The organism is Streptomyces sp. NBC_01454 (assembly GCF_036227565.1).
Taxonomy (GTDB): domain Bacteria; phylum Actinomycetota; class Actinomycetes; order Streptomycetales; family Streptomycetaceae; genus Streptomyces.
The window spans coordinates 523,781-542,580 of the sequence record NZ_CP109460.1 but is presented as its reverse complement, the minus strand read 5'-3'; the positions used below and the strand labels follow the sequence as shown (position 1 = coordinate 542,580).

16 protein-coding genes are annotated in these 18,800 nt (G+C 72.3%); 14 read left to right on the top strand and 2 right to left on the bottom strand.

The window, feature by feature from the left end:
* Positions 1-15: 15 nt before the first annotated feature.
* Positions 16-780, bottom strand: a complete 765-nt coding sequence (locus OIU81_RS01915) for an SDR family NAD(P)-dependent oxidoreductase (protein WP_329142412.1) — start codon at positions 778-780, stop codon at positions 16-18.
* A gap of 109 nt (positions 781-889) precedes the next feature.
* Positions 890-1,858 (bottom strand): ScbA/BarX family gamma-butyrolactone biosynthesis protein, encoded by a 969-nt coding sequence (locus OIU81_RS01910; protein ID WP_329154799.1) that lies wholly within the window; start codon positions 1,856-1,858, stop codon positions 890-892.
* Between the two features lie 187 nt (positions 1,859-2,045).
* Here OIU81_RS01910 and OIU81_RS01905 point away from each other — a divergent pair, with 187 nt between their 5' ends.
* From OIU81_RS01905 to hypF, 14 genes are all read left to right on the top strand, one after another.
* Entirely contained in the window at positions 2,046-2,720 is a 675-nt protein-coding gene (locus OIU81_RS01905; protein ID WP_329142411.1) for a ScbR family autoregulator-binding transcription factor, read from the top strand.
* 735 nt (positions 2,721-3,455) lie between these two features.
* The gene (locus OIU81_RS01900; RefSeq protein ID WP_329142410.1) at positions 3,456-5,918 is read left to right on the top strand and encodes an MFS transporter; all 2,463 of its coding nucleotides are present in this window, start codon (positions 3,456-3,458) and stop codon (positions 5,916-5,918) included.
* Positions 5,919-6,808: 890 nt separating this feature from the next.
* Positions 6,809-7,537, top strand: a complete 729-nt coding sequence (locus OIU81_RS01895) for a DUF4232 domain-containing protein (protein ID WP_329142409.1) — start codon at positions 6,809-6,811, stop codon at positions 7,535-7,537.
* A 412-nt stretch (positions 7,538-7,949) separates the two neighbouring features.
* Positions 7,950-9,038 carry a hydrogenase expression protein HypE gene (locus tag OIU81_RS01890; RefSeq protein ID WP_329142408.1) on the top strand — a complete coding sequence of 363 codons (1,089 nt, stop codon included), beginning with the start codon at positions 7,950-7,952 and terminating at the stop codon, positions 9,036-9,038.
* Between the two features lie 101 nt (positions 9,039-9,139).
* Positions 9,140-10,924, top strand: a complete 1,785-nt coding sequence (locus OIU81_RS01885) for a nickel-dependent hydrogenase large subunit (RefSeq protein ID WP_329142407.1) — start codon at positions 9,140-9,142, stop codon at positions 10,922-10,924.
* Positions 10,921-11,529 (top strand): hypothetical protein, encoded by a 609-nt coding sequence (locus tag OIU81_RS01880; RefSeq protein WP_329142406.1) that lies wholly within the window; start codon positions 10,921-10,923, stop codon positions 11,527-11,529. The genes OIU81_RS01885 and OIU81_RS01880 overlap by 4 nt, the downstream gene beginning before the upstream one ends.
* Positions 11,526-12,188, top strand: coding sequence for a DUF5947 family protein (locus OIU81_RS01875; RefSeq protein ID WP_443073893.1), 663 nt, complete (start codon positions 11,526-11,528; stop codon positions 12,186-12,188). The genes OIU81_RS01880 and OIU81_RS01875 overlap by 4 nt, the downstream gene beginning before the upstream one ends.
* Positions 12,185-12,892: a DUF6084 family protein gene (locus OIU81_RS01870; RefSeq protein ID WP_329142405.1), complete on the top strand. Its 708-nt coding sequence runs from the start codon at positions 12,185-12,187 to the stop codon at positions 12,890-12,892. The genes OIU81_RS01875 and OIU81_RS01870 overlap by 4 nt, the downstream gene beginning before the upstream one ends.
* On the top strand, positions 12,889-14,319 hold the full coding sequence (locus OIU81_RS01865; RefSeq protein ID WP_329142404.1) for a hypothetical protein: 1,431 nt from the start codon (positions 12,889-12,891) through the stop codon (positions 14,317-14,319). The genes OIU81_RS01870 and OIU81_RS01865 overlap by 4 nt, the downstream gene beginning before the upstream one ends.
* The gene (locus OIU81_RS01860; protein WP_329142403.1) at positions 14,316-14,879 is read left to right on the top strand and encodes a hydrogenase maturation protease; all 564 of its coding nucleotides are present in this window, start codon (positions 14,316-14,318) and stop codon (positions 14,877-14,879) included. Before OIU81_RS01865 ends, OIU81_RS01860 begins: the two co-directional genes overlap by 4 nt.
* Positions 14,873-14,977, top strand: coding sequence for a DUF6893 family small protein (locus tag OIU81_RS42205; RefSeq protein ID WP_372509262.1), 105 nt, complete (start codon positions 14,873-14,875; stop codon positions 14,975-14,977). Before OIU81_RS01860 ends, OIU81_RS42205 begins: the two co-directional genes overlap by 7 nt.
* 127 nt (positions 14,978-15,104) lie before the next feature.
* Entirely contained in the window at positions 15,105-15,485 is a 381-nt protein-coding gene (locus tag OIU81_RS01855) for a hydrogenase maturation nickel metallochaperone HypA/HybF (protein ID WP_329142402.1), read from the top strand.
* A gap of 3 nt (positions 15,486-15,488) precedes the next feature.
* A complete protein-coding gene (gene hypB / locus OIU81_RS01850; RefSeq protein ID WP_329142401.1) occupies positions 15,489-16,364 on the top strand; it encodes a hydrogenase nickel incorporation protein HypB in 876 nt (291 codons plus the stop codon).
* Complete coding sequence (gene hypF / locus OIU81_RS01845) at positions 16,361-18,787, top strand: carbamoyltransferase HypF (protein WP_329142400.1); 2,427 nt, start codon at positions 16,361-16,363, stop codon at positions 18,785-18,787. Before hypB ends, hypF begins: the two co-directional genes overlap by 4 nt.
* Positions 18,788-18,800 lie beyond the last annotated feature (13 nt).

Sequence of the window (18,800 nt, the reverse complement as noted above, 5' to 3'; positions counted from 1 at the left end):
CACCGGCCCGGCGGGTCAGAGCATGGAGCCGCCGGTGACGTCGAGGCGCTGGCCGGTGATCCAACGGGAGTCATCCGAGGCCAGAAACGCGGCGACGTCCGCGATGTCCGCCGGGCGGCCGATCCGGTTGAACACCGAATAGGCCGCCAGCGCGGCCCGTCCCTCGGGTGTGGCCCTGCGCGACGCGGTCACATCGGTCTCGACCCAGCCGGGGGCGAGGGTGTTGACCGTGATCCCGCGTGCGCCGAGGTCCTTGGCGAGGGTGCGCGTGAGGGTGTCCAGCCCGCCCTTGGAGACGCTGTACGCGATCTGTGCCGGGTGCGCCGTACTCGTCACCGCCGACGAGATGTTGATGATGCGTCCGCCGTCCCGCATCCGGCGCAGACCGTGCTGGGCGAGGAAGAACGGGGCCCTGATGTTGACCGCGACGGTGCGGTCGAACTCCTCGTACGTCACCTCGTCGATGCGCCCGGGGAAGTTGAGCGCCGCGTTGTTGACGAGGATGTCGAGGCCGGGTTCCGCACCGGCGGCCGCGAGTTCGGCGTCGAAGGCGGCGAAGAGGGCTTCGACAGCACCCGGAGCCCCCAGTTCCGCTCCCACCGTGAAGGCCCGGCCGCCCGCGCTGCTGATGCTTTCGACGGTTTCCTTGGCCGCGGCGTCATTGCTGCCGTAGTGGACGGCGATCAGCGCGCCGTCCCCGGCGAGTCGCTGGGCGATGCCCCGGCCGATGCCACGGCTGGCTCCCGTCACCAGTGCGGTCTTTCCCGTGAGGTCACCCATGATGTGTGAGGGCCTTTCCTGTGCTGAGATGAACATGCTGCCGCCCCCGACGTGGACGGGAGGGGCGTGAGGTGGCTGTCGGTGCCCAGGACGCCCGCGGGCGGTCCGTTCAGGGGCGTGCGTCCAGCGCCGTCAAGGTGGAGATGAACACCGGCTCGCCGTCCTGGGAGCCGGTGACCTGGACGGTCGTGGTGCAGGGGAGCGCGGACGGGACGCGCCGCGCCTCGATGATGCAGGGGGTGCCGTGTTCCGCGTAGCGGCGGAATTCCGTGCCGAAGGCGTAGGGGATCAAAGCCTGGGGAGCGGCCAGCGTGCGGGCGGCCTGCTGTGCGGCATCGAGCAGCAGCATCCCCGGGATGTGGTCGTTGGCCGGGTTGACCATCGCGGCGTGGCCGGGCGGGATGCGCAGCTGCCAGCGATCGGGCCGGCCGGTGGGGGAGAGCAGGACATCGCTGTCATGGGCGCTGCCGGTCAGCTGATGCGGGATGGGTGCGGGGAGCGGGGCGAGGGCGTGGCGCGCGGTCAGCCGCGCACCGCGGATCCGGCGGTAGACGGCCGGGGAGGTGACGGTGACGTCGGAGTGGCCCGTCGCGACGATCCGGTCCGCCCTGCGGATGGTCATGTCGAAGTGGCCACTGGTGAGCGTGCCGGACCGGAAGCGCATCCGGCTGCAGCGGACCTCGACCGTCAGCCGGGTCGGTCCCTGGCCAACGGCCAGATGCTCGGGATGAGTTGTGTATACCAGGTCACCGAGGATGAAATGGTGCCCGACCGGTACGCCCAGCTCGGTGTGGCACAGCAGCAGCCCTGCCTGGCGGATGGTCTCGCCGGTGAGAATGAGGTGATGGCGGCCGTGTACCGGGGTGAAGTACCCGTGGTCGTGCGGCCACTGGGCGGTCAGCGAGAAGTGGGAGGTGTCCCGCCGGCGCCATGAGGTGACCAGAATGTCGTCGACGCGCGGGCGGTGCACGAACTCCCGGGGAATACAAGGGCCTCGGTGGTCCCCGGATGCGGCCTGGTTTCGGTGCAGGGATGACTGATGTGGAGCCCTGGGTGGAACAGTGCCGCTGACGTGCATCGTGTCGCTCATGACTGCCCCCAGGCGTCTCAATGGGATGAGGTCCGGCGCTGTTAAGATACGTACCATCCGGTTTTATTTTCAATGCCGGGCGGCGAAACGGAGCAAGTAGCTGGCTCAGCGGCGACTTGAGCGGTAGCTAACTGATGCGGAACGTGAAAAAACATCAAGAGACAGGAGGCGTCCTGTGGCACAACAGGACCGCGCTATCCGGACCCGGCGACTGATCCTGGAGGCAGCCGCTTCGGTCTTCGACGACCTCGGCTACGACCGTGCGACCATCGCCGAGGTCCTCGAGCGCGCCGGCGTGACGAAGGGCGCCTTGTATTTCCACTTCGCCTCGAAGGAACAGCTCGCCCTGGCCGTGCTCGATGAGCATGTGACGGATATCGCCGTGGAGCCGCAGAAGATCAAACTCCAGGAGTTCGTCGACGCGGGGCAGGTGCTCGCCTACCGGCTGCGCAGTGACCCGATCCAGCGCGGGGCGGCCCGGTTGGCGGTGGAGCAGGGCTCCAACCACCTCGACCGCAAGCAGGGGATGATCGCTTGGACGCGGTTCGTCGAGGATCTGCTGAACCAGGCGAGGGATCGCGGTGAGGTTCTGGAGAGCGTCGTGGTCACCGAGACCGCCGAGCTCTTCGTCGGCGCGTTCGCCGGTCTGCAGCTGATGTCGAACGCCCTGACCAACCAGGCCGACCTCAGTCACCGCCTGACGGTGTTCTTCGAGCACACCCTCCCCAGCATCGCGGTGCCCGCCGTGCTCGCCAAGCTCAAACTGGATCCGGAACGCGGCGCGGAACTCGATGCCGCGCTGCAGCGCAAGGGCCGCGGGGCCGTCGAGGCCGAGATCGCGGTGAGTTGAGCCCCGGCGTCGGCCGGGTGGGGGCGGGGCGACGCGGTTCGGGGCGAGTCGGTCTGACGGGAAGGCTCCGCGTACTCGCGGCAGTTCGGGTCGGTTCAGATCGGTTCGGGTCGGTTCAGGTCAATTCAGTTCAGTTCAGGGTGTGAAGGAAATGCAGCGCATTCAGGGCGGCTGAAAAATACCGCGTAGTCGGTGTTGTATGCCGGGCGCGTGGCCGAGTCGTGTGCGAAGTGTGCAGGTCGGTGGGGTGTGGGCCGGAGTGGGAGGCGTCGCGGAAGAACCGCGGCGCCTCTCGCTGTTGACGGGTGCACCAGTGGGCGCCGCACCCTGCACGCGGGCGCGAGGTGCGGCGATCGCTTTCCGGGCGGACTGTCAGTGGTGTGCGGTTCACTGGATGTGCGGGGTCGGTGGATTCCGCGTTCCCGACGAGGCCGGGGGAGGCCCGATGAACGGGGTGGGGGAGAGCGCGGGGCGCTGTCGCGTGAGGCAGATCACGACCGCGTGGAGGAGAAACCGGCCGGTGTGGCGGAATAGTGCTCCGGGATAACGCGTTCGTCATGCACGTATCAATGGCCTGACCGGGTCGCTGCCCGAGGGCGACGCCCCACACCTCGCACGCCCGCCGCTCCTCCCTGCCCTCCCACCACCGCCACTCGCCCCTGCGCATCCTGCTCACTCCGCTCTGCCACGCCTGATGACACCGCGCTCCTCTCTGCCGCCCTGGAGGCCACCCGCATGACCCGGACGACGACGGACCAGCCAGCCGGAAGGACGGCGACCCTCGCCGCGGCGCCCCCGGTGCCCGCCGACCCGGCCACGGGCGGGCAGCGCAGAGCCGGCGGTGCCATCGTCCCCGTGCTGGCCTTCGCCGGCATCGTCGTCGCGGTGATGCAGACGCTGCTCGTGCCGGTCATCAAGGACCTGCCGGTGCTGCTCAACACGGCACCCAGCAACGCCACGTGGGTCCTGACCGCCACTCTCCTCGCCGGTGCCGTCGCGACGCCGATCATGGGACGCCTCGGCGACCTGAACGGCAAGCGGCGAATGCTGCTGACCAGCCTCGCCATCATGGTCGTCGGCTCGCTCGTCTGCGGATTCACCGACGACCTGGTCACCATGATCGTGGGCCGGGCGCTCCAGGGCTTCGCCATGGGCGCCATACCCCTCGGCATCGGCATCATGCGCGACGAGCTGCCGCGTGAACGGCTCGGTTCGGCGATGGGGTTGATGAGCTCCTCGATCGGGGTCGGCGGCGGACTCGCGCTGCCGGTCGCGGCCCTGGTCGCCCAACACGCCGACTGGCACACCCTGTTCTTCGGCGCCGCCGGGCTCGGTGTGCTGTCGATAGTGCTCACCCTCCTCGTCGTACCGGAGAGCGCGGTACGCGCCCACGGGCGCTTCGACGTGGCCGGCGCCCTCGGACTGTCGGCCGGGCTGGTGGCGCTACTGCTGCCCATCACCAAGGGCGGCGACTGGGGCTGGGGTTCACCCACCACCCTCGGATTGTTCGGCCTCGCCGCGCTGATCCTGGTGCTGTGGGCCGTGATGGAGCTGCGCCTGCCCGATCCGCTGGTCGATCTGCGGACCACCGCCCGGCGTGAGGTGCTGCTGACCAACCTCGCCTCGATCACGGTCGGTGTGGCGTTCTACGCGGTCTCCCTGGTGCTGCCGCAGCTGCTCCAGCTGCCCACGTCCACCGGATACGGCCTGGGCCAGTCGATGGTGGTGGCCGGATTGTGCATGGCGCCGCTGGGTCTGACGATGATGTGCGTAGCCCCGTTGTATGCGCGGATCGCCGCTCGACGCGGCCCCAAGGTCTCGCTGCTGCTGGGCATGCTGGTCATCGCGATCGGCTACGGCGCGGGCATGGGCCTGATGAACGCCGCCTGGCAGACCGTCATCATCGCCGTGGTCCTCGGCGCCGGCATCGGGCTGGCGTACTCCTCGCTGCCCGCACTGATCATCGGCGCCGTCGATCCCTCCGAGACCGGCGCGGCCAACGGCCTGAACACCCTGATGCGTTCGATCGGCACCTCGGTGTCCAGCGCGGTCATCGGCATGGTGCTGGCCCATATGTCCACGAGCGTCGGACGGGTCACGGTGCCCACGATGGCCGGTTTCCGGGTCTCCTTCCTGATCGCCACGGCCGCGGTCCTGGTCGGCGTCGCCCTGGCGTCCTTCCTGCCGTCGCAGCTGAAGACGTCCCGCCCGGCCCTGGTCGCGCAGGGCACGGACGATGCGGTGGGCGCGGAGCACCACGATGTGGTGACCGGCACGCCGCGCCCGCAGGCCGTGACGGCGGTGCCGACGGCGGGCGCCTCGCCCGCGTCCGTGGTCTCGCCCGCATCCGCCGCACCGGCCGCCTCGGCGGGGATTCCGGCGCCGTCCCGGACGCAGACCGCGGACGTCCGGGTGGCCGATCGTGCGTCGGGATTCCACGGGATGGTGGCCGACGCCTCCGGCATTCCGGTCCCGGGCGCGAGCGTCACCCTGATCGACCGTCAGGGCCGCCAGGCCGGCGTCACCACGGCCGGCGCCGACGGCCGCTATGCACTCGACGCCCCCGCGGCCGGCACCTATGTCCTGACCGCCGCCGCGCCCGGCCACGCCCCGCACGCGGCCTCCGCCATCAGCCGCGGCGCGCAGGCCCGGCCCCGGGTCGACCTGACCCTCACCGGCACCGGCCGGCTGCACGGCACCCTGTCCGGCGGCCCGGACGGCAACGCGCTGGACGGCGGGAGCGTCATCGTCACCGACGCCCGGGGCGAGGTGGTGGCCCGTACGACTTCCGGCGCCGAAGGACGCTGGGAGGTCACGCAGCTGCCGCCCGGCTCGTACACCCTGGTCCTCAGTGCCCCGGGGCACCGCCCGCAGGCCCGTGCGCTGCACCTGTCCGGCGGCGCGCCGGATCGGCAGGATGCCCGGCTGCAGCCGGCCGCAACGGTCCGTGGCACGGTGCGGGGCCCGGGCGGCCGGCCACTCGCCGATGCCGCCGTGACCCTCGTCGAGGACGGCACGGTCGCCGGGCACACGGTCACCGGCCCGGACGGCGCCTTCGCCTTCGCCGAGCTGAGCGGCAGTCACTACACCCTCACGGCAGCCGGATATCCGCCGCACGCCGCACCGATATCCCTCGCCGGCGGCGCCGAAGAGTTCCTCGACCTGGACCTCACCCAGCCGCCGGCGGCCACTGCCTGACGCAACCGCTGCCGGATCCGGCCCCCTCCTGCCGGATCCGGGTCGGGCGGTGCTGCGGTCATGGCCCCGCCATCGGAGGGCCGCCCGGGACAGCGGAGACGGGCATGCCGTACCTGCTGCTGATGCAGTGTCAGCGCCGCCCGGCGAGCGCGCCTTCGTCGGGGAGTTCGTCGAGGTGCGGGGGCCGGCGATGCCGGAGACCGCCAAGTCCGCCCGGGCTGCTGCGCCGTCCCCGCGGCACGGCGCGCACCGGACCGGACGGGGGTGCTGGAGCGGATCTCCGGCAATCAGGTGGTCACCCTCAAGCGTGCGGTCGCCGCCGCCATGGTCCATGGGCCGTCCGCCGGGGTAGAGGGGCCACTCGCCGCGCCGCCCCACTCGCCATGCCCCGCCCGGGGACGGCTAGCCGGCGCTCCCGGCCGCCCCACCGTGCGCGGTTGCGCGCCGGCTCTCCGGCTCCGGGGGCGGGCGTACCCGTCCCCGGCGGGGGTGAGTGCGACTTCCGCGGCGATCCGGTTCCCGATCCGCCGAACGCCGGGGCCGGCCGGGGGCAGGGGGCGTAGCGGAACCGGCCACCGGCTGAGCTCCCGGGGCCGATGGGGCGGTCGGGGGTGGTGGGTCGGAGGAACCCGTTCCGCGGAACGGCCGAACCCGGTGGTGCCCTGTCCGCAACTCGGGAGTTTTCTGCGAGTCTGAGCGGCACGCCCGCAATCCGGGCTGGTCACGGCCGGTTGCCGGCGTCATCGGCGTGCCGGGCGCACAGAGTCGTTAGCGGTGTGTTAGTGCCTCGTTAGCGGACCAGCAGTGACCGGGGCCACGCTGGAAAGAGGCAACGGACGGACCGCACACCTTCCACGACCGCTCGCACCTACCAGACGAGGGGGACACTTATGTCGCTCATCATCAAGAAGCCCGGCCGCGGCCGCCGTGTCGCCGCAGGATCGCTGATCGCCGTCGCGGCGCTCGGGCTCACCGCCTGCAAGGGCGGGACCGATGCCGCATCCCACTCGTCGTCGGCCGCCGCCTCCGCCACGTCCAGCGACACCGGTCACGGCAGCGGCGCGCAGGCGTCCGGCAGCGGACACTCGCCCGGCGCCAAGCCGCAGTCCTCCGCGCCGGGCGGCCACCGGCCCTCGGCCGCACCCAGCGTGACCCCGAAGGGCACGGTCCCGCGGACCACCCAGTCCCACAGCTCGGCGATGGCGGCATCGGACCGTTGCACCGCCGCCGCCATGTCGCTGCGGCTGGGCCGCGCCGACATCGGTGCGGGTAACATCCGTTACCCCCTCGTCTTCACGAACAAGGGCAAGAAGGCCTGCTCGCTGCGCGGATTCCCCGGGGTGTCGCTGATCAACCGGGACGGCTCGGCGGTCGGCGAGCCCGCCACCCGCGCGGGCGGCGTCGGCGGTGTCGTCCGGCTCCAGCCCGGGCAGAGCGCACACGCTGTGCTGCACACCGTCAACGAGGGCGTCTCGGACACCCCGTGCTGGGCCAAGTCGCAGATCGTCTACGTCTACCCGCCCGGCTCCAAGGAGTCGATGACCACGGGCAGTGACGGGCTGCGGGTGTGCGGCGGACGGTTCGACGTGACCGCCGTGGAGCCCGGATCCCTGGGCTGACGACCGGAGAGCGGGGCGGACCACGGACCGGACGGCAAACCGGACCGAGGGCGGCCCGCCGGAAGGGAGCGGCCCGCACGCCCGCCACCACGCGGCAGCGCTCCCGCACGACGGCCCTCCCGCACGACGGCCCTCCCCGCACGACGGCACGCCCCCGGCGAACGAACGCCGGGGGCGTGCCGTCGTCCGTCATGCGGCCGGCAGTACGGGCTTCCACGGCGTGCCGAGGGGGGCGGTCACTCCAGGGCGGTCACCCGCCGGCCGGTGATCCACCCCTCGGCGCGGGCGGTCGGGTGGCACGTCACCACAACGGCCCCTTGCGACCGCCCTTTCCCCCGGGATCGGTGTTACCAAGGTGGATGAAAGCCTTGAATGAGTGCTTTCGTTGCATATCTGCCTAGGAGACATTCCCATGTCCGCAGCTTCGCGTGCGGCCACTCAGGTCGCTGCCAACGGAAAGCCGTCCGCCGAGGACGAGTCCCCGATCCACGTCCTTTGGATCAATGCCGGCCTGAGCTGCGATGGTGACTCCGTGGCGCTCACCGCCGCGACCCAGCCGAGCATCGAGGAGATCGCGCTCAGTGTGCTGCCGGGGCTGCCCAAGATCGCCGTCCACTGGCCACTGATCGACTTCGAATGCGGCCCGGTCCAGGGCGCGGACAACTTCATCGAGTGGTTCTTCAAGGGCGAGCGCGGCGAGATCGACCCGTTCGTGCTGGTCATCGAGGGGTCCATCCCCAACGAATCGATCAAGCCGGAGGGCTACTGGTGCGGCTTCGGTGACGACCCCGAGACCGGCCAGCCGATCACCACCAGCGAGTGGATCGACCGCCTCGCCCCCAAGGCCCTGGCCGTGGTCGCGATCGGCACCTGCGCCACGTACGGCGGCATTCACGCGATGGCCGGCAACCCGACCGGAGCCATGGGCGTGCCCGACTACCTCGGCTGGGACTGGACCTCCAAGGCCGGGATCCCGATCGTGTGCGTGCCCGGCTGCCCGATCAAGCCGGACAACTTCTCGGAGACGCTGACCTATCTGCTCTACCAGGCGGCCGGTTCGGCTCCGATGATCCCGCTGGACGACCAGCTGCGGCCGACCTGGCTCTTCGGGACGACCGTGCACGAGGGCTGTGACCGTGCCGGTTACTACGAGCAGGGTCAGTTCGCGACCACCTACGACTCGCCCAAGTGCTCGGTGAAGCTCGGATGCTGGGGTCCCGTGGTCAAATGCAACGTGCCCAAGCGGGGCTGGATGGACGGCATCGGCGGCTGTCCGAACGTCGGCGGTATCTGTATCGCCTGCACCATGCCCGGCTTCCCCGACAAGTTCATGCCGTTCATGGACGAGCCGCCCGGCGGCAGGGTCTCCAGCACCGCCAGCGCCGCGTACGGCAGCGTCGTCCGCCGGCTGCGCGGCATCACGGCCAAGACCGTCGACAGCGAGCCCAAGTGGCGCCATCGCGGCGATCAGCTGACCACCGGTTACCGGAAACCGTGGTGACCGCACACCCGTAGCCGTCCGGACACCCGGACGCCCCCGGACGCCCCGGATTCTCCGTATGACCCCCATTCCCGCGCGCAGAGAAGGGCACGGCATTCACGATGGCACCGACGACAAAGGCGGCCGGTGACGGCAGCGGTCTGACGGAGATGTCCTGGGATCCGATCACCCGGATCGTGGGCAGCCTCGGTATCCACACCAAAATCGACTTCAAGCAGAAGCGGGTCGCGGAGTGCTACAGCACCTCGTCCGTCTTCCGCGGCTACAGCGTCTTCATGCGGGGCAAGGACCCGCGCGACGCCCACTTCATCACCAGCCGGATCTGCGGCATCTGCGGTGACAACCACGCCACCTGCTCGGTGTACGCACAGAACATGGCCTACGGGGTGAAGCCCCCGCACCTGGGGGAGTGGATCATCAACCTCGGCGAGTCCGCCGAGTACATGTTCGACCACAACATCTTCCAGGAGAATCTGGTCGGGGTCGACTACTGCGAGAAGATGGTCCGCGAGACCAACCCCGGGGTCTGGGAACTCGCCCAGCGCACCGAGGCGCCCCACGCGGCCGACCACGGCTACCGCACCATCGCCGACATCATGAGCTCCCTCAACCCTCTCGAGGGCGAGTTCTACCGCGAGGCCCTCCAGGTCAGCCGCTACACCCGGGAGATGTTCTGCCTCATGGAGGGCCGCCATGTGCACCCCTCCACGCTCTACCCGGGCGGCGTCGGCACCGTGGCCAGCGTCCAGCTCTTCACCGACTACATGAGCCGGCTGATGCGCTACGTCGAGTTCATGAAGCGCGTCGTCCCGCTCCACGACGACCTGTTCGACTTCTTCTACGAGGCGCTGCCCGGCTACGAGGAGGTCGGCCGGCGGCGGGTGCTGCTGGGCTGCTGGGGCGCGCTCAACGACCCGGAGCACTGCGACTTCACCTACCGCAACATGACGGACTGGGGACGGAAGATGTTCGTCACCCCGGGCGTCATCGTGGACGGCAAGCTGGTCACCAACGACCTCACCGAGATCAACCTCGGCATCCGCATCCTGCTGGGCAGCTCCTACTACCAGGACTGGGAAGGCCAGGAGCGGTTCGTCACCCATGACCCGCTCGGCAACCCCGTCGACCCGCGCCACCCGTGGAACCAGCACACCATCCCCGCCCCCCAGAAGCGGGACTTCAACGACAAGTACAGCTGGGTGATGTCGCCGCGCTGGTTCGACGGCAAGGAGCACCTGGCGCTGGACACCGGCGGCGGCCCGATCGCCCGGCTGTGGTCGACCGCGCTGTCCGGGCTCGTCGACACCCCGTACGTCAAGGCCACCGGCCAGAGCGTCGTCATCGACCTGCCCCGCTCCATGACCAAGCCCGAGGCGCGCTTCGAGTGGAAGATCCCGAAGTGGAGCAACGCCCTGGAGCGCAACCGGGCCCGCACCTACTTCCAGGCCTACTCGGCCGCCATGGCGCTGCACTTCGCGGAGCAGGGCCTGAACGAGGTCCGCGCCGGACGCACCCAGACCTGGGAGAAGTTCGAGGTCCCCGACGAGTCCATCGGCTGCGGCTTCACCGAGGCGGTGCGCGGCGTCCTCTCGCACCACATGGTCATCCGGGACGGGAAGATCGCCAACTACCACCCCTATCCGCCGACCCCGTGGAACGCCTCCACCCGCGACAGCTACGGCACCCCCGGCCCGTATGAGGACGCGGTCCAGAACACCCCGATCTTCGAGGAGAACTCCCCGGAGAACTTCAAGGGCATCGACATCATGCGCACGGTGCGCAGCTTCGACCCCTGTCTGCCCTGCGGCGTCCACATGTACGTCGGCGACGGCAAGTCCGTACAGAAGATGCATGTGCCCACCGGTCTGAGCGGACTGGGCGGATGACCGCCCGGACCACCGCGGCACCGGCCGCCGCACCGCAGGCCGGGGTCCCCCAGGGCACCGCGTCCCACGGCACCGCGCCGAACGCCGAGGCGACCGGCCGGCGCGTCGAGGACGTCCTGGACCGTCTCGCGCAGCGTGGCGACGGTGAGACCATCGCCGCCGCGGAGGAACTGGTCAGCGTCCTGATGGACTTCTACGGCGCCGGACTCGCCCGGATCATGCACCACCTGGGCGCCGGCGACGACGGCCCGCGGCCGGCACTGCTGCGCGACGAACTGGTCACCAGCCTCCTGGTGTTGCACGATCTGCACCCCGAGGACGCCGCCACCCGCATCGACCGCGCCCTGGACAGCGTCCGCCGTCAGCACGCCGCGCAGGTCGCCGCGTTCGACGCCGGCACCGGGGCGCTGCGCCTGCGGGCGGGCGACTCCGGCGGCTGCGGCTGCCCGAGCACGGCGGACGGGGCCCACCAGGCCGTCGAGGCCGCCGTCGCCTGCTACGCGCCCGAAGTGACCTCCGTGCAGTGGGAGACGGCGGGCGCCGAGCCCGAGCCGGCGCTGCTGCAGATCTCCCGCCGGCCCCCGACCGGCGCCGGCGCCCCGTGAGCGGCCCGGCGCCCACCCGCCTGGGGCCGCAGGCCGCCCACCGCGGCCTGCGCCGCTTCCGCGCACCGACGCCGCCGGCCCCGGAACGCTGCGAACTGTGCGGCGTGGTGCTCGCCGAGCACAACCACCGCCACCTGGTGGACACCAAGCGCCGGGCGCTGGCCTGCGCCTGTACCCCCTGTGCGCTGCTCTTCGACCGGCCGGGCTCCGGCGGGGGACAGTTCCGCACCGTCCCCGCCCGCTACCTCGTCGACTCCGGCCACACCCTGGACGACGCGGCCTGGGAACTGCTCCAGATCCCCGTCGGCGTCGCCTTCTTCCTGCGCAACGCCGACCTGGACCGGCTGGTCGCGCTCTACCCCAGCCCGGCCGGCGCCACCGAGAGCGAACTCGACCCGTCGACCTGGCAGACCGTGCTCGGCGCCAGCCGGCTCTCCGCCCTCCTCGAGCCCGACGTGGAGGCGCTGCTGCTGCGCCGCTTCGAGGGCCGGATCGACTGCTATCTCGTGCCCGTCGACGTCTGCTACGAACTCGTCGGCCGGATGCGGCTGCTGTGGCAGGGCTTCGACGGCGGCGCCGAGGCCCGCGCCGCCCTCGCCGACTTCTTCGCCACGGTCGCCCGACGGGCCCGCGAAGCCAAGGAGGACGACCGGCCGTGACCGAGCTGTCCTTCGAGTGCACCGGGGTGCGGGCGGACCGCTACGCCGCCGCGCCCACCCTCCTCTTCCGCCTGCGCCTGACCGCCCCCGAGGCCACCCGGGTGCACGCCATCGCGCTGCGCTGCCAGATCCGCATCGAACCGGCCCGGCGCGGCTACCGGGCCGACGAGGCCGAGGCGCTGTCCGACCTCTTCGGCGAGCGGGCCCGCTGGGGCAGCACCCTGCACCCGCTGCAGTTCGCCCAGGTCTCCCAGGTCGTCCCCGGCTTCACCGGGGAGACCGAGGTGGACCTCGCCGTCCCCTGCGGCTACGACCTGGAGGTCGCCGCCGGCCGCTACTTCCGGGCGCTGCACGACGGAGAGGTGCCGCTGCTGCTGCTCTTCTCCGGCACGGTGTTCGCCGGCGCCGGCGGCTTCCAGGTCCAGCCGGTGTCCTGGGACAAGGAAGCGGCCGTGCGGATGCCGGTGGCCGTCTGGCAGGAGATGACCGAGGCGCACTTCCCCGGTTGCGGCTGGCTCCGGCTGCCGAACGAAACCCTCGACGCCCTGCTCGCCTACCGCTCCCGCCGCGCCCTCCCCTCCTGGCAGGCCGCCGTCGAGTCCCTGCTGGCATCCGCCGGGGACACCGGGCCGGCCACACCGGACGCCCGGCTGCTGCGCGGCGCCGCCCGTGCCCGTACCGTCAGCGAGAGGACCGCGCCATGACGACCGGTGTCCTGCCCGACGAGACGGCGGACCCCTTCGCCACCGCCCGCCAGGTGGCGGACGCCGTGCTGTTCGAGGGCTATGTCCTCTACCCCTACCGGGCCTCCGCCGCCAAGAACAGACTGCGCTGGCAGTTCGGCGTCCTCGTACCGCCCGCCTGGGGAACGGACAGCGCCGAGCACTCCTTCCAGCGCACCGAATGCCTCATGGAGCCCCGCTCCGGCGCCCGGCTCTCGGCCGAACTGCGGTTCCTGCACGCACAGCGGCGCACCGTCCAACGCCGCTGCCCCGACGGCGGGTTCGAGACCGTCGAGGAACTCGAACTGCCCGACCGGGTGCTCGTCCCCTGGGACGAGGGCGCCGAGGAACGCGTCACGCTGGTGGCCGATGTCTCCAAGCTGACCGGCGAGGGCGTCACCGTGCCCTTCACCCGGCCCGCGCGGGAGGAGACCGAGCCGGTGCACGACGCCGAGGGACGGCTCGTCGGCCGGCTGGTGCGCCGCTGCGCGCCAGTCGACGGCCGGGTGCGGCTGACCGCGCACGCGATCGACGGCCCCTACGCGGCGCTGCGGCTGACCGCGACCGTCGAGAACACCAGCGGCTGGGAACCGGACGCGGCCGGCGCGGATCGCACCGCGGCGCTGCCCCACTGCCTGGTCGGCGCGCACCTCCTGCTCGGCCTGAGCGCGGGGTCGTTCCTGTCCATGACCGACCCGCCGGAGTGGGCCCGGGGCGCCGTCGCGGCCTGCCGCAACGAGCACGCCTGGCCGGTACTGGCCGGCGCCGACGGACGCGGCGACGTCCTGCTGTCCGCCCCGATCATCCTGGAGGACCACCCGGCCATCGCCCCCGAGAGCCCCGGTGCCCTCTACGACGCCCTGGAGATCGACGAGATCCTCGCCCTGCGCACCGCGGCCCTCACCGACCAGGAGAAGCGCGAGGCCCGCGGCACCGACCCGCGCGCCGCCGAGGTCATCGAACTCGCCGACACCATGCCCCCCGAGGTACTGGAGCGCCTGCACGGCGCCGTCCGGGCGTTGCGCGAGGTCACCGGCCCCGGGCCGGCCGCCCCCGACGCCCCCGACGGCCTCGCTCCCGAGGTGCCGGGCACCCGCCCGGACACCCCCTGGTGGGACCCGGAGAGCGACCGCAGCGTCGACCCCGTACGCGACCGGATCACCGTCGACGGGCGGTCGGTCGGCGCCGGCAGCCGGGTGCTGCTGCGGCCGGGCCTGCGGCGCACCGACGCCCAGGACCTCTTCCTCCAGGGCCGCACCGCCCACGTGGAGGCCGTGCTGCACGACGTCGACGGCGGGGTGCATCTCGCGGTGACCGTGGAGGGCGACCCGGGCGCCGACATCCGGCGGGAGCAGGGCCGCTTCCTGTACTTCCAACCCGACGAGATCGCCCCTCTGGAGGACGCGTGAGCGCGACAGCGGCAGGCAAGCCGCCCGTGAAGACGCTGATCGCCGGCGTCGGCAACATCTTCCTCGGCGACGACGGATTCGGCGTCGAGGCCGTTCGCCGGCTCGGGGAGCACGAACTCCCCGAGGGCGTCGAGGTCGTCGACATCGGCGTCCGCGGTGTCCACCTCGCCTACCGGATGCTCGACGGCTACCACACGGTGCTCCTGGTGGACGCCGCCGCGCGCGGCGGCGAACCCGGCACCGTCCACCTCCTCGACGCCACCGACCCGGCCACCGCCCGCCCGCAGGCCACCGCGCTCGATGGCCACCACATGACCCCCGACACCGTGCTCGCGCTGCTCGACACGCTCAGCGCGGGCACCGGCAGCCGGCGCCCGGACCGGGTGCTGGTCGTCGGCTGCGAACCCGCCGATGTCGCCGAAGGCATCGGACTCAGCGCACCGGTCGCCGCCGCGGTCGACGAGGCCGTGGGGCTGATCCTGCAACTCGTCGGCGCGGCGGAGCCGACACCGTCGGCCGCCGGACCGCACACCAGTGAGAGGAACTCGACATCATGCTGAAGCTCGCCATGAGCGGGGTGCTCGCCGCCGCGCTCGCCGTCGTCATGAGGGCCGTACTCCCCGACATCAAGCGCTACATGCGGATGCGCGCCATGTGACCGGGTGGCGCTGCACCGAACGGTGTACGCCGCCGCGCCGCCCCGGCGAGGCACCCCGGCCGGTCTCTGGACGCGCCGTCTAATGAAGCCGAGCGGCCCCGGTCGTCCCCGTACCAGAGAGGGACCGATGCACGAGATGTCCATCGCGCTTGCGGTCGTGGACCAGGTCGCCGGCGCGGCCCGGCCGGACGGGGCCGGCACGGTCCACAGCGTCCGGCTGCAGGTCGGCGAACTGGCCGGCGTGGTCTCCGACGCGCTGGCCTTCTCCTTTTCCCTCGCCTGTGCCGGAACCGTGCTGGAGGGCGCGGAACTGGTCACGGAGCCCGTTCCCGCGCGCGCCCGCTGCGGTCCCTGTGCCGACACCTGGCCGGTGGGCATGCCCCCGCAGCTGAGCTGTCCGGGCTGCGGCGGGGCGAGCGCCGAGCTGCTCTCCGGCCGCGAACTGCAGATCGTCAGCGTGTGCTGGAACGACGCCCCGGCACACCCACCGACTCACGAGGAGCGCTGAACCATGTGCCGTGTCGTCGACCTGCAACAGGCGGTCCTTGCCAAGAACGACGCCTGCGCCCACACCCTGCGCGAGGACCTCGCCGCCCGCGGCACCGCGCTGGTCAATCTGCTCTCCAGCCCCGGAAGCGGCAAGACCGCCCTCCTGGAACGGGAACTCACCCTCGCCCGCAGCCGGGACATCCCGGTCGCCGCGCTCACCGCCGACCTCGCGACGGAGAACGACGCGGTGCGGCTGGCCCGTTCCCGGGTCCCCGTCAAACAGGTGCTCACCGACGGGCTGTGCCACCTGGAAGCGGAGATGCTGGGCGGGCACCTCCACGGCTGGCTCCCCGCCGACACCAGACTGCTGTTCATCGAGAACGTCGGGAATCTGGTCTGCCCGGCCTCCTACGACCTGGGGGAGACGCTGCGCGTCGTGCTGGCGTCGGTCACCGAGGGCGAGGACAAACCGCTGAAGTACCCCACCGCCTTCGGACTCGCGCATCTGGTCGTGGTCACCAAGATGGACATCGCCGGCGCGGTCTCCTTCGACGAGGCGGAGTTCCGCGCCAACGTCGAACGGATCAACCCCGGTGTCGAGGTCGTGCTCACCTCGGCCCGCGGCGGCACCGGCGACGGGGCGCTGCTGGACCGGGCGCTCGCGGCGCGCGACGGAGCGCCGGTCCACATCCCGGTGATGACCCGCAAGTCCCACCATGTGCACGACGTCGAGGACGGCCGGCCGTACGAGGCGGGCCACCCGCACGATCACCCCCACGACGGCGGCCACACCCACGACGAGCACCCCCACGACGGCGAGCACACCCACGCGCCGCGGGCACACGGCGGCCATCCGCACCCGACCGGCTCCGACACCGTGGCGTCGAGCCGCTCATGACCACAGGGCAGGTCGACGGGGCCCTCGCGACGGCCCCCGCGGCAGCCGCCGCCCGCCGCCGGATCACCGTGCGCGGCGTCGTCCAGGGCGTGGGCTTCCGCCCGTTCGTCCACACCCTCGCCACCGAGCTGGGCCTGACGGGCCATGTCACCAACACCGGTGACGGCGTGGTCGCCGAGGTCGAGGGAGACCCCGCCGCGCTCGCCCGCTTCGGGGAACGGATCGGCGCCGAGGCGCCCCCGCTGGCCGTGGTGGAGTCCGTCGACGGCGCGGACATCGCGCTGGCCCGCGACGCCGGGTTCCGTATCCTCCCCTCCCGTGCCGACGGCCCCTCGCGCACCCTGGTCTCCCCGGACGCCGCCACCTGCGCGGCCTGTCTCGCCGAGCTGACCGACCCGGCCGACCGACGCCACCGGCACCCCTTCCTCACCTGCACGCACTGCGGGCCGCGCTTCACCATCGTCACCGCGGTCCCCTACGACCGTGCCCTGACGACCATGGCCCGCTTCCCGATGTGCGCCCGCTGTGCGCGCGAGTACGCGGACCCGGCCGACCGGCGCTTCCACGCCCAGCCCATCGCCTGCCACGACTGCGGCCCCCGGCTGCGACTGCTGACCGCGGATCCCGACGACCGCACCCGCCCCCCGCGCCCGGCGACCGGCCCCGACCCGGTCGCCGACGCCCGCCGGCTGCTCGCCGACGGCGCGATCGTCGCCGTCAAGGGCCTCGGCGGCTACCACCTGGTCTGCGACGCCGCCGATGACACCGCCGTCACCACGCTGCGCCGCCGCAAGTCCCGCGGCGACAAACCCTTCGCCCTGATGGCCCGTCAACTCGCCGATGTCGAGCACCTGGTGCGGCCGGGCGACGAGGAGCGCGCGCTGCTCACCGGGCCGGTACGCCCCATCGTGCTGCTGCGCCGCGCCCCGCACCCCGCCCCGCCCCCCGGCGCGCCCGCGCTCTCGGACGCCGTCGCCCCCGGCAGCCCCGACCTCGGCGTCATGCTGCCGTACACCCCGCTGCACCATCTGCTGCTCGGCCTGCCCGGCGACCCGCCCGGCCCCCGGCTGCTCGTCATGACCAGCGGCAACCTCGCGGGCGAACCGATCGTCACCGACGACGACGAGGCCGTGGCGCGGCTGGCGCGGCTGGCGGACGCCTGGCTCACCCATGACCGGCCGATCCACCTCCCGTGCGACGACTCCGTGGTCCGCATCAGTGACGGGGAGCCGCTGTTCGTCCGCCGCTCGCGCGGCTATGCGCCGTTGCCCGTCCCGCTCCCGGTAGCGGTGCGGCCCGCACTGGCGGCCGGCGGCGACCTGAAGAACGTGCTCTGCGTCGCCGAGGGACGCCGCGCCTGGCTGTCCGCGCACATCGGCGACATGGACGACCTGGCGACCCAGCTCGCGTTCGAGAAGGCCGAGGCGCATCTGGAGACGGTCACCGGGGTGCGCCCCCAACTCCTGGCCGCCGACCGGCATCCCGGCTACCGCTCCGGCCGCTGGGCCGAGGGCCACACCGCCGGCCGGGCGCTGGTACGCGTCCAGCACCACCACGCGCACATCGCCGCGGCCATGGCCGAACACGGACTCGGCGACCGCCGGCCGGTCATCGGCGTCGCCTTCGACGGCACCGGCTACGGCGACGACCACGCCGTGTGGGGCGGCGAGATCCTGCTCGCCGACTACGACGGGTACCGCCGCTTCGGACAGCTCGCCTATGTGCCGCTGCCCGGCGGCGACACCACCGTACGGCGCCCCTACCGGATGGCCCTGTCCCACCTGCGCGCCGCCGGCCTCGACTGGGCCGCCGATCTGCCCCCGGTGGCGGCCTGCCCGCCCGAGGAACGACCACTGCTGGCACGGCAGTTGGAGCGCCACCTCAACTGCGTGCCCACCTCCAGCATGGGCCGGCTCTTCGACGCCGTCTCCTCGCTGGCCGGGATCTGCCACCACGCCGGATACGAGGCCCAGGCCGCCGTCGCCCTCGAGGCCGCGGCGCTCGGCGCGGGCGAGGACCACGGCCCCGGCTACACCTTCGCGCTGCACGACGCGCCGACGGGCCAGGGCGGCGCCGACACCGTCGCCGACCCGGCCCCGGTGTTCACCGCCATCGTCGAGGACCTCCGTGCGGGCACCGCCCCGGCGCTGATCGCGGCCCGCTTCCACACCGCGGTCGCCCACCTCGTGCGGCGCTGCTGTGTGCTGGCCCGGCAGCGTGCCGGCCTGACGACCGTGGCGCTGACCGGTGGTGTCTTCGCCAACACCCTGCTGGCCGAGGCCACCGCCCGCCTCCTGCGGGAAGACGGGTTCACCGTCCTGCGCCACCGCCGCGTCCCGCCCAACGACGGCGGACTGGCGCTCGGCCAGGTCGTCGTGGCGGCCCGCACGGTACCCGTGTTCGGCGGGGTGGGCGTGCCCTGAGCGGTGCCCCGAC

Bases quoted from the DNA above. Each gene is read 5' to 3' on its own strand.
- hypB (WP_329142401.1), top strand. From the start codon at position 15,489: ATGTGCCGTGTCGTCGACCTGCAACAGGCGGTCCTTGCCAAGAACGAC.
- OIU81_RS42205 (WP_372509262.1), top strand. From the start codon at position 14,873: ATGCTGAAGCTCGCCATGAGCGGGGTGCTCGCCGCCGCGCTCGCCGTC.
- OIU81_RS01900 (WP_329142410.1), top strand. From the start codon at position 3,456: ATGACCCGGACGACGACGGACCAGCCAGCCGGAAGGACGGCGACCCTC.
- hypF (WP_329142400.1), top strand. From the start codon at position 16,361: ATGACCACAGGGCAGGTCGACGGGGCCCTCGCGACGGCCCCCGCGGCA.
- OIU81_RS01895 (WP_329142409.1), top strand. From the start codon at position 6,809: ATGTCGCTCATCATCAAGAAGCCCGGCCGCGGCCGCCGTGTCGCCGCA.
- OIU81_RS01855 (WP_329142402.1), top strand. From the start codon at position 15,105: ATGCACGAGATGTCCATCGCGCTTGCGGTCGTGGACCAGGTCGCCGGC.
- OIU81_RS01865 (WP_329142404.1), top strand. From the start codon at position 12,889: ATGACGACCGGTGTCCTGCCCGACGAGACGGCGGACCCCTTCGCCACC.
- OIU81_RS01885 (WP_329142407.1), top strand. From the start codon at position 9,140: ATGGCACCGACGACAAAGGCGGCCGGTGACGGCAGCGGTCTGACGGAG.
- OIU81_RS01880 (WP_329142406.1), top strand. From the start codon at position 10,921: ATGACCGCCCGGACCACCGCGGCACCGGCCGCCGCACCGCAGGCCGGG.
- OIU81_RS01910 (WP_329154799.1), bottom strand. From the start codon at position 1,858: ATGCACGTCAGCGGCACTGTTCCACCCAGGGCTCCACATCAGTCATCC.
- OIU81_RS01915 (WP_329142412.1), bottom strand. From the start codon at position 780: ATGGGTGACCTCACGGGAAAGACCGCACTGGTGACGGGAGCCAGCCGT.
- OIU81_RS01890 (WP_329142408.1), top strand. From the start codon at position 7,950: ATGTCCGCAGCTTCGCGTGCGGCCACTCAGGTCGCTGCCAACGGAAAG.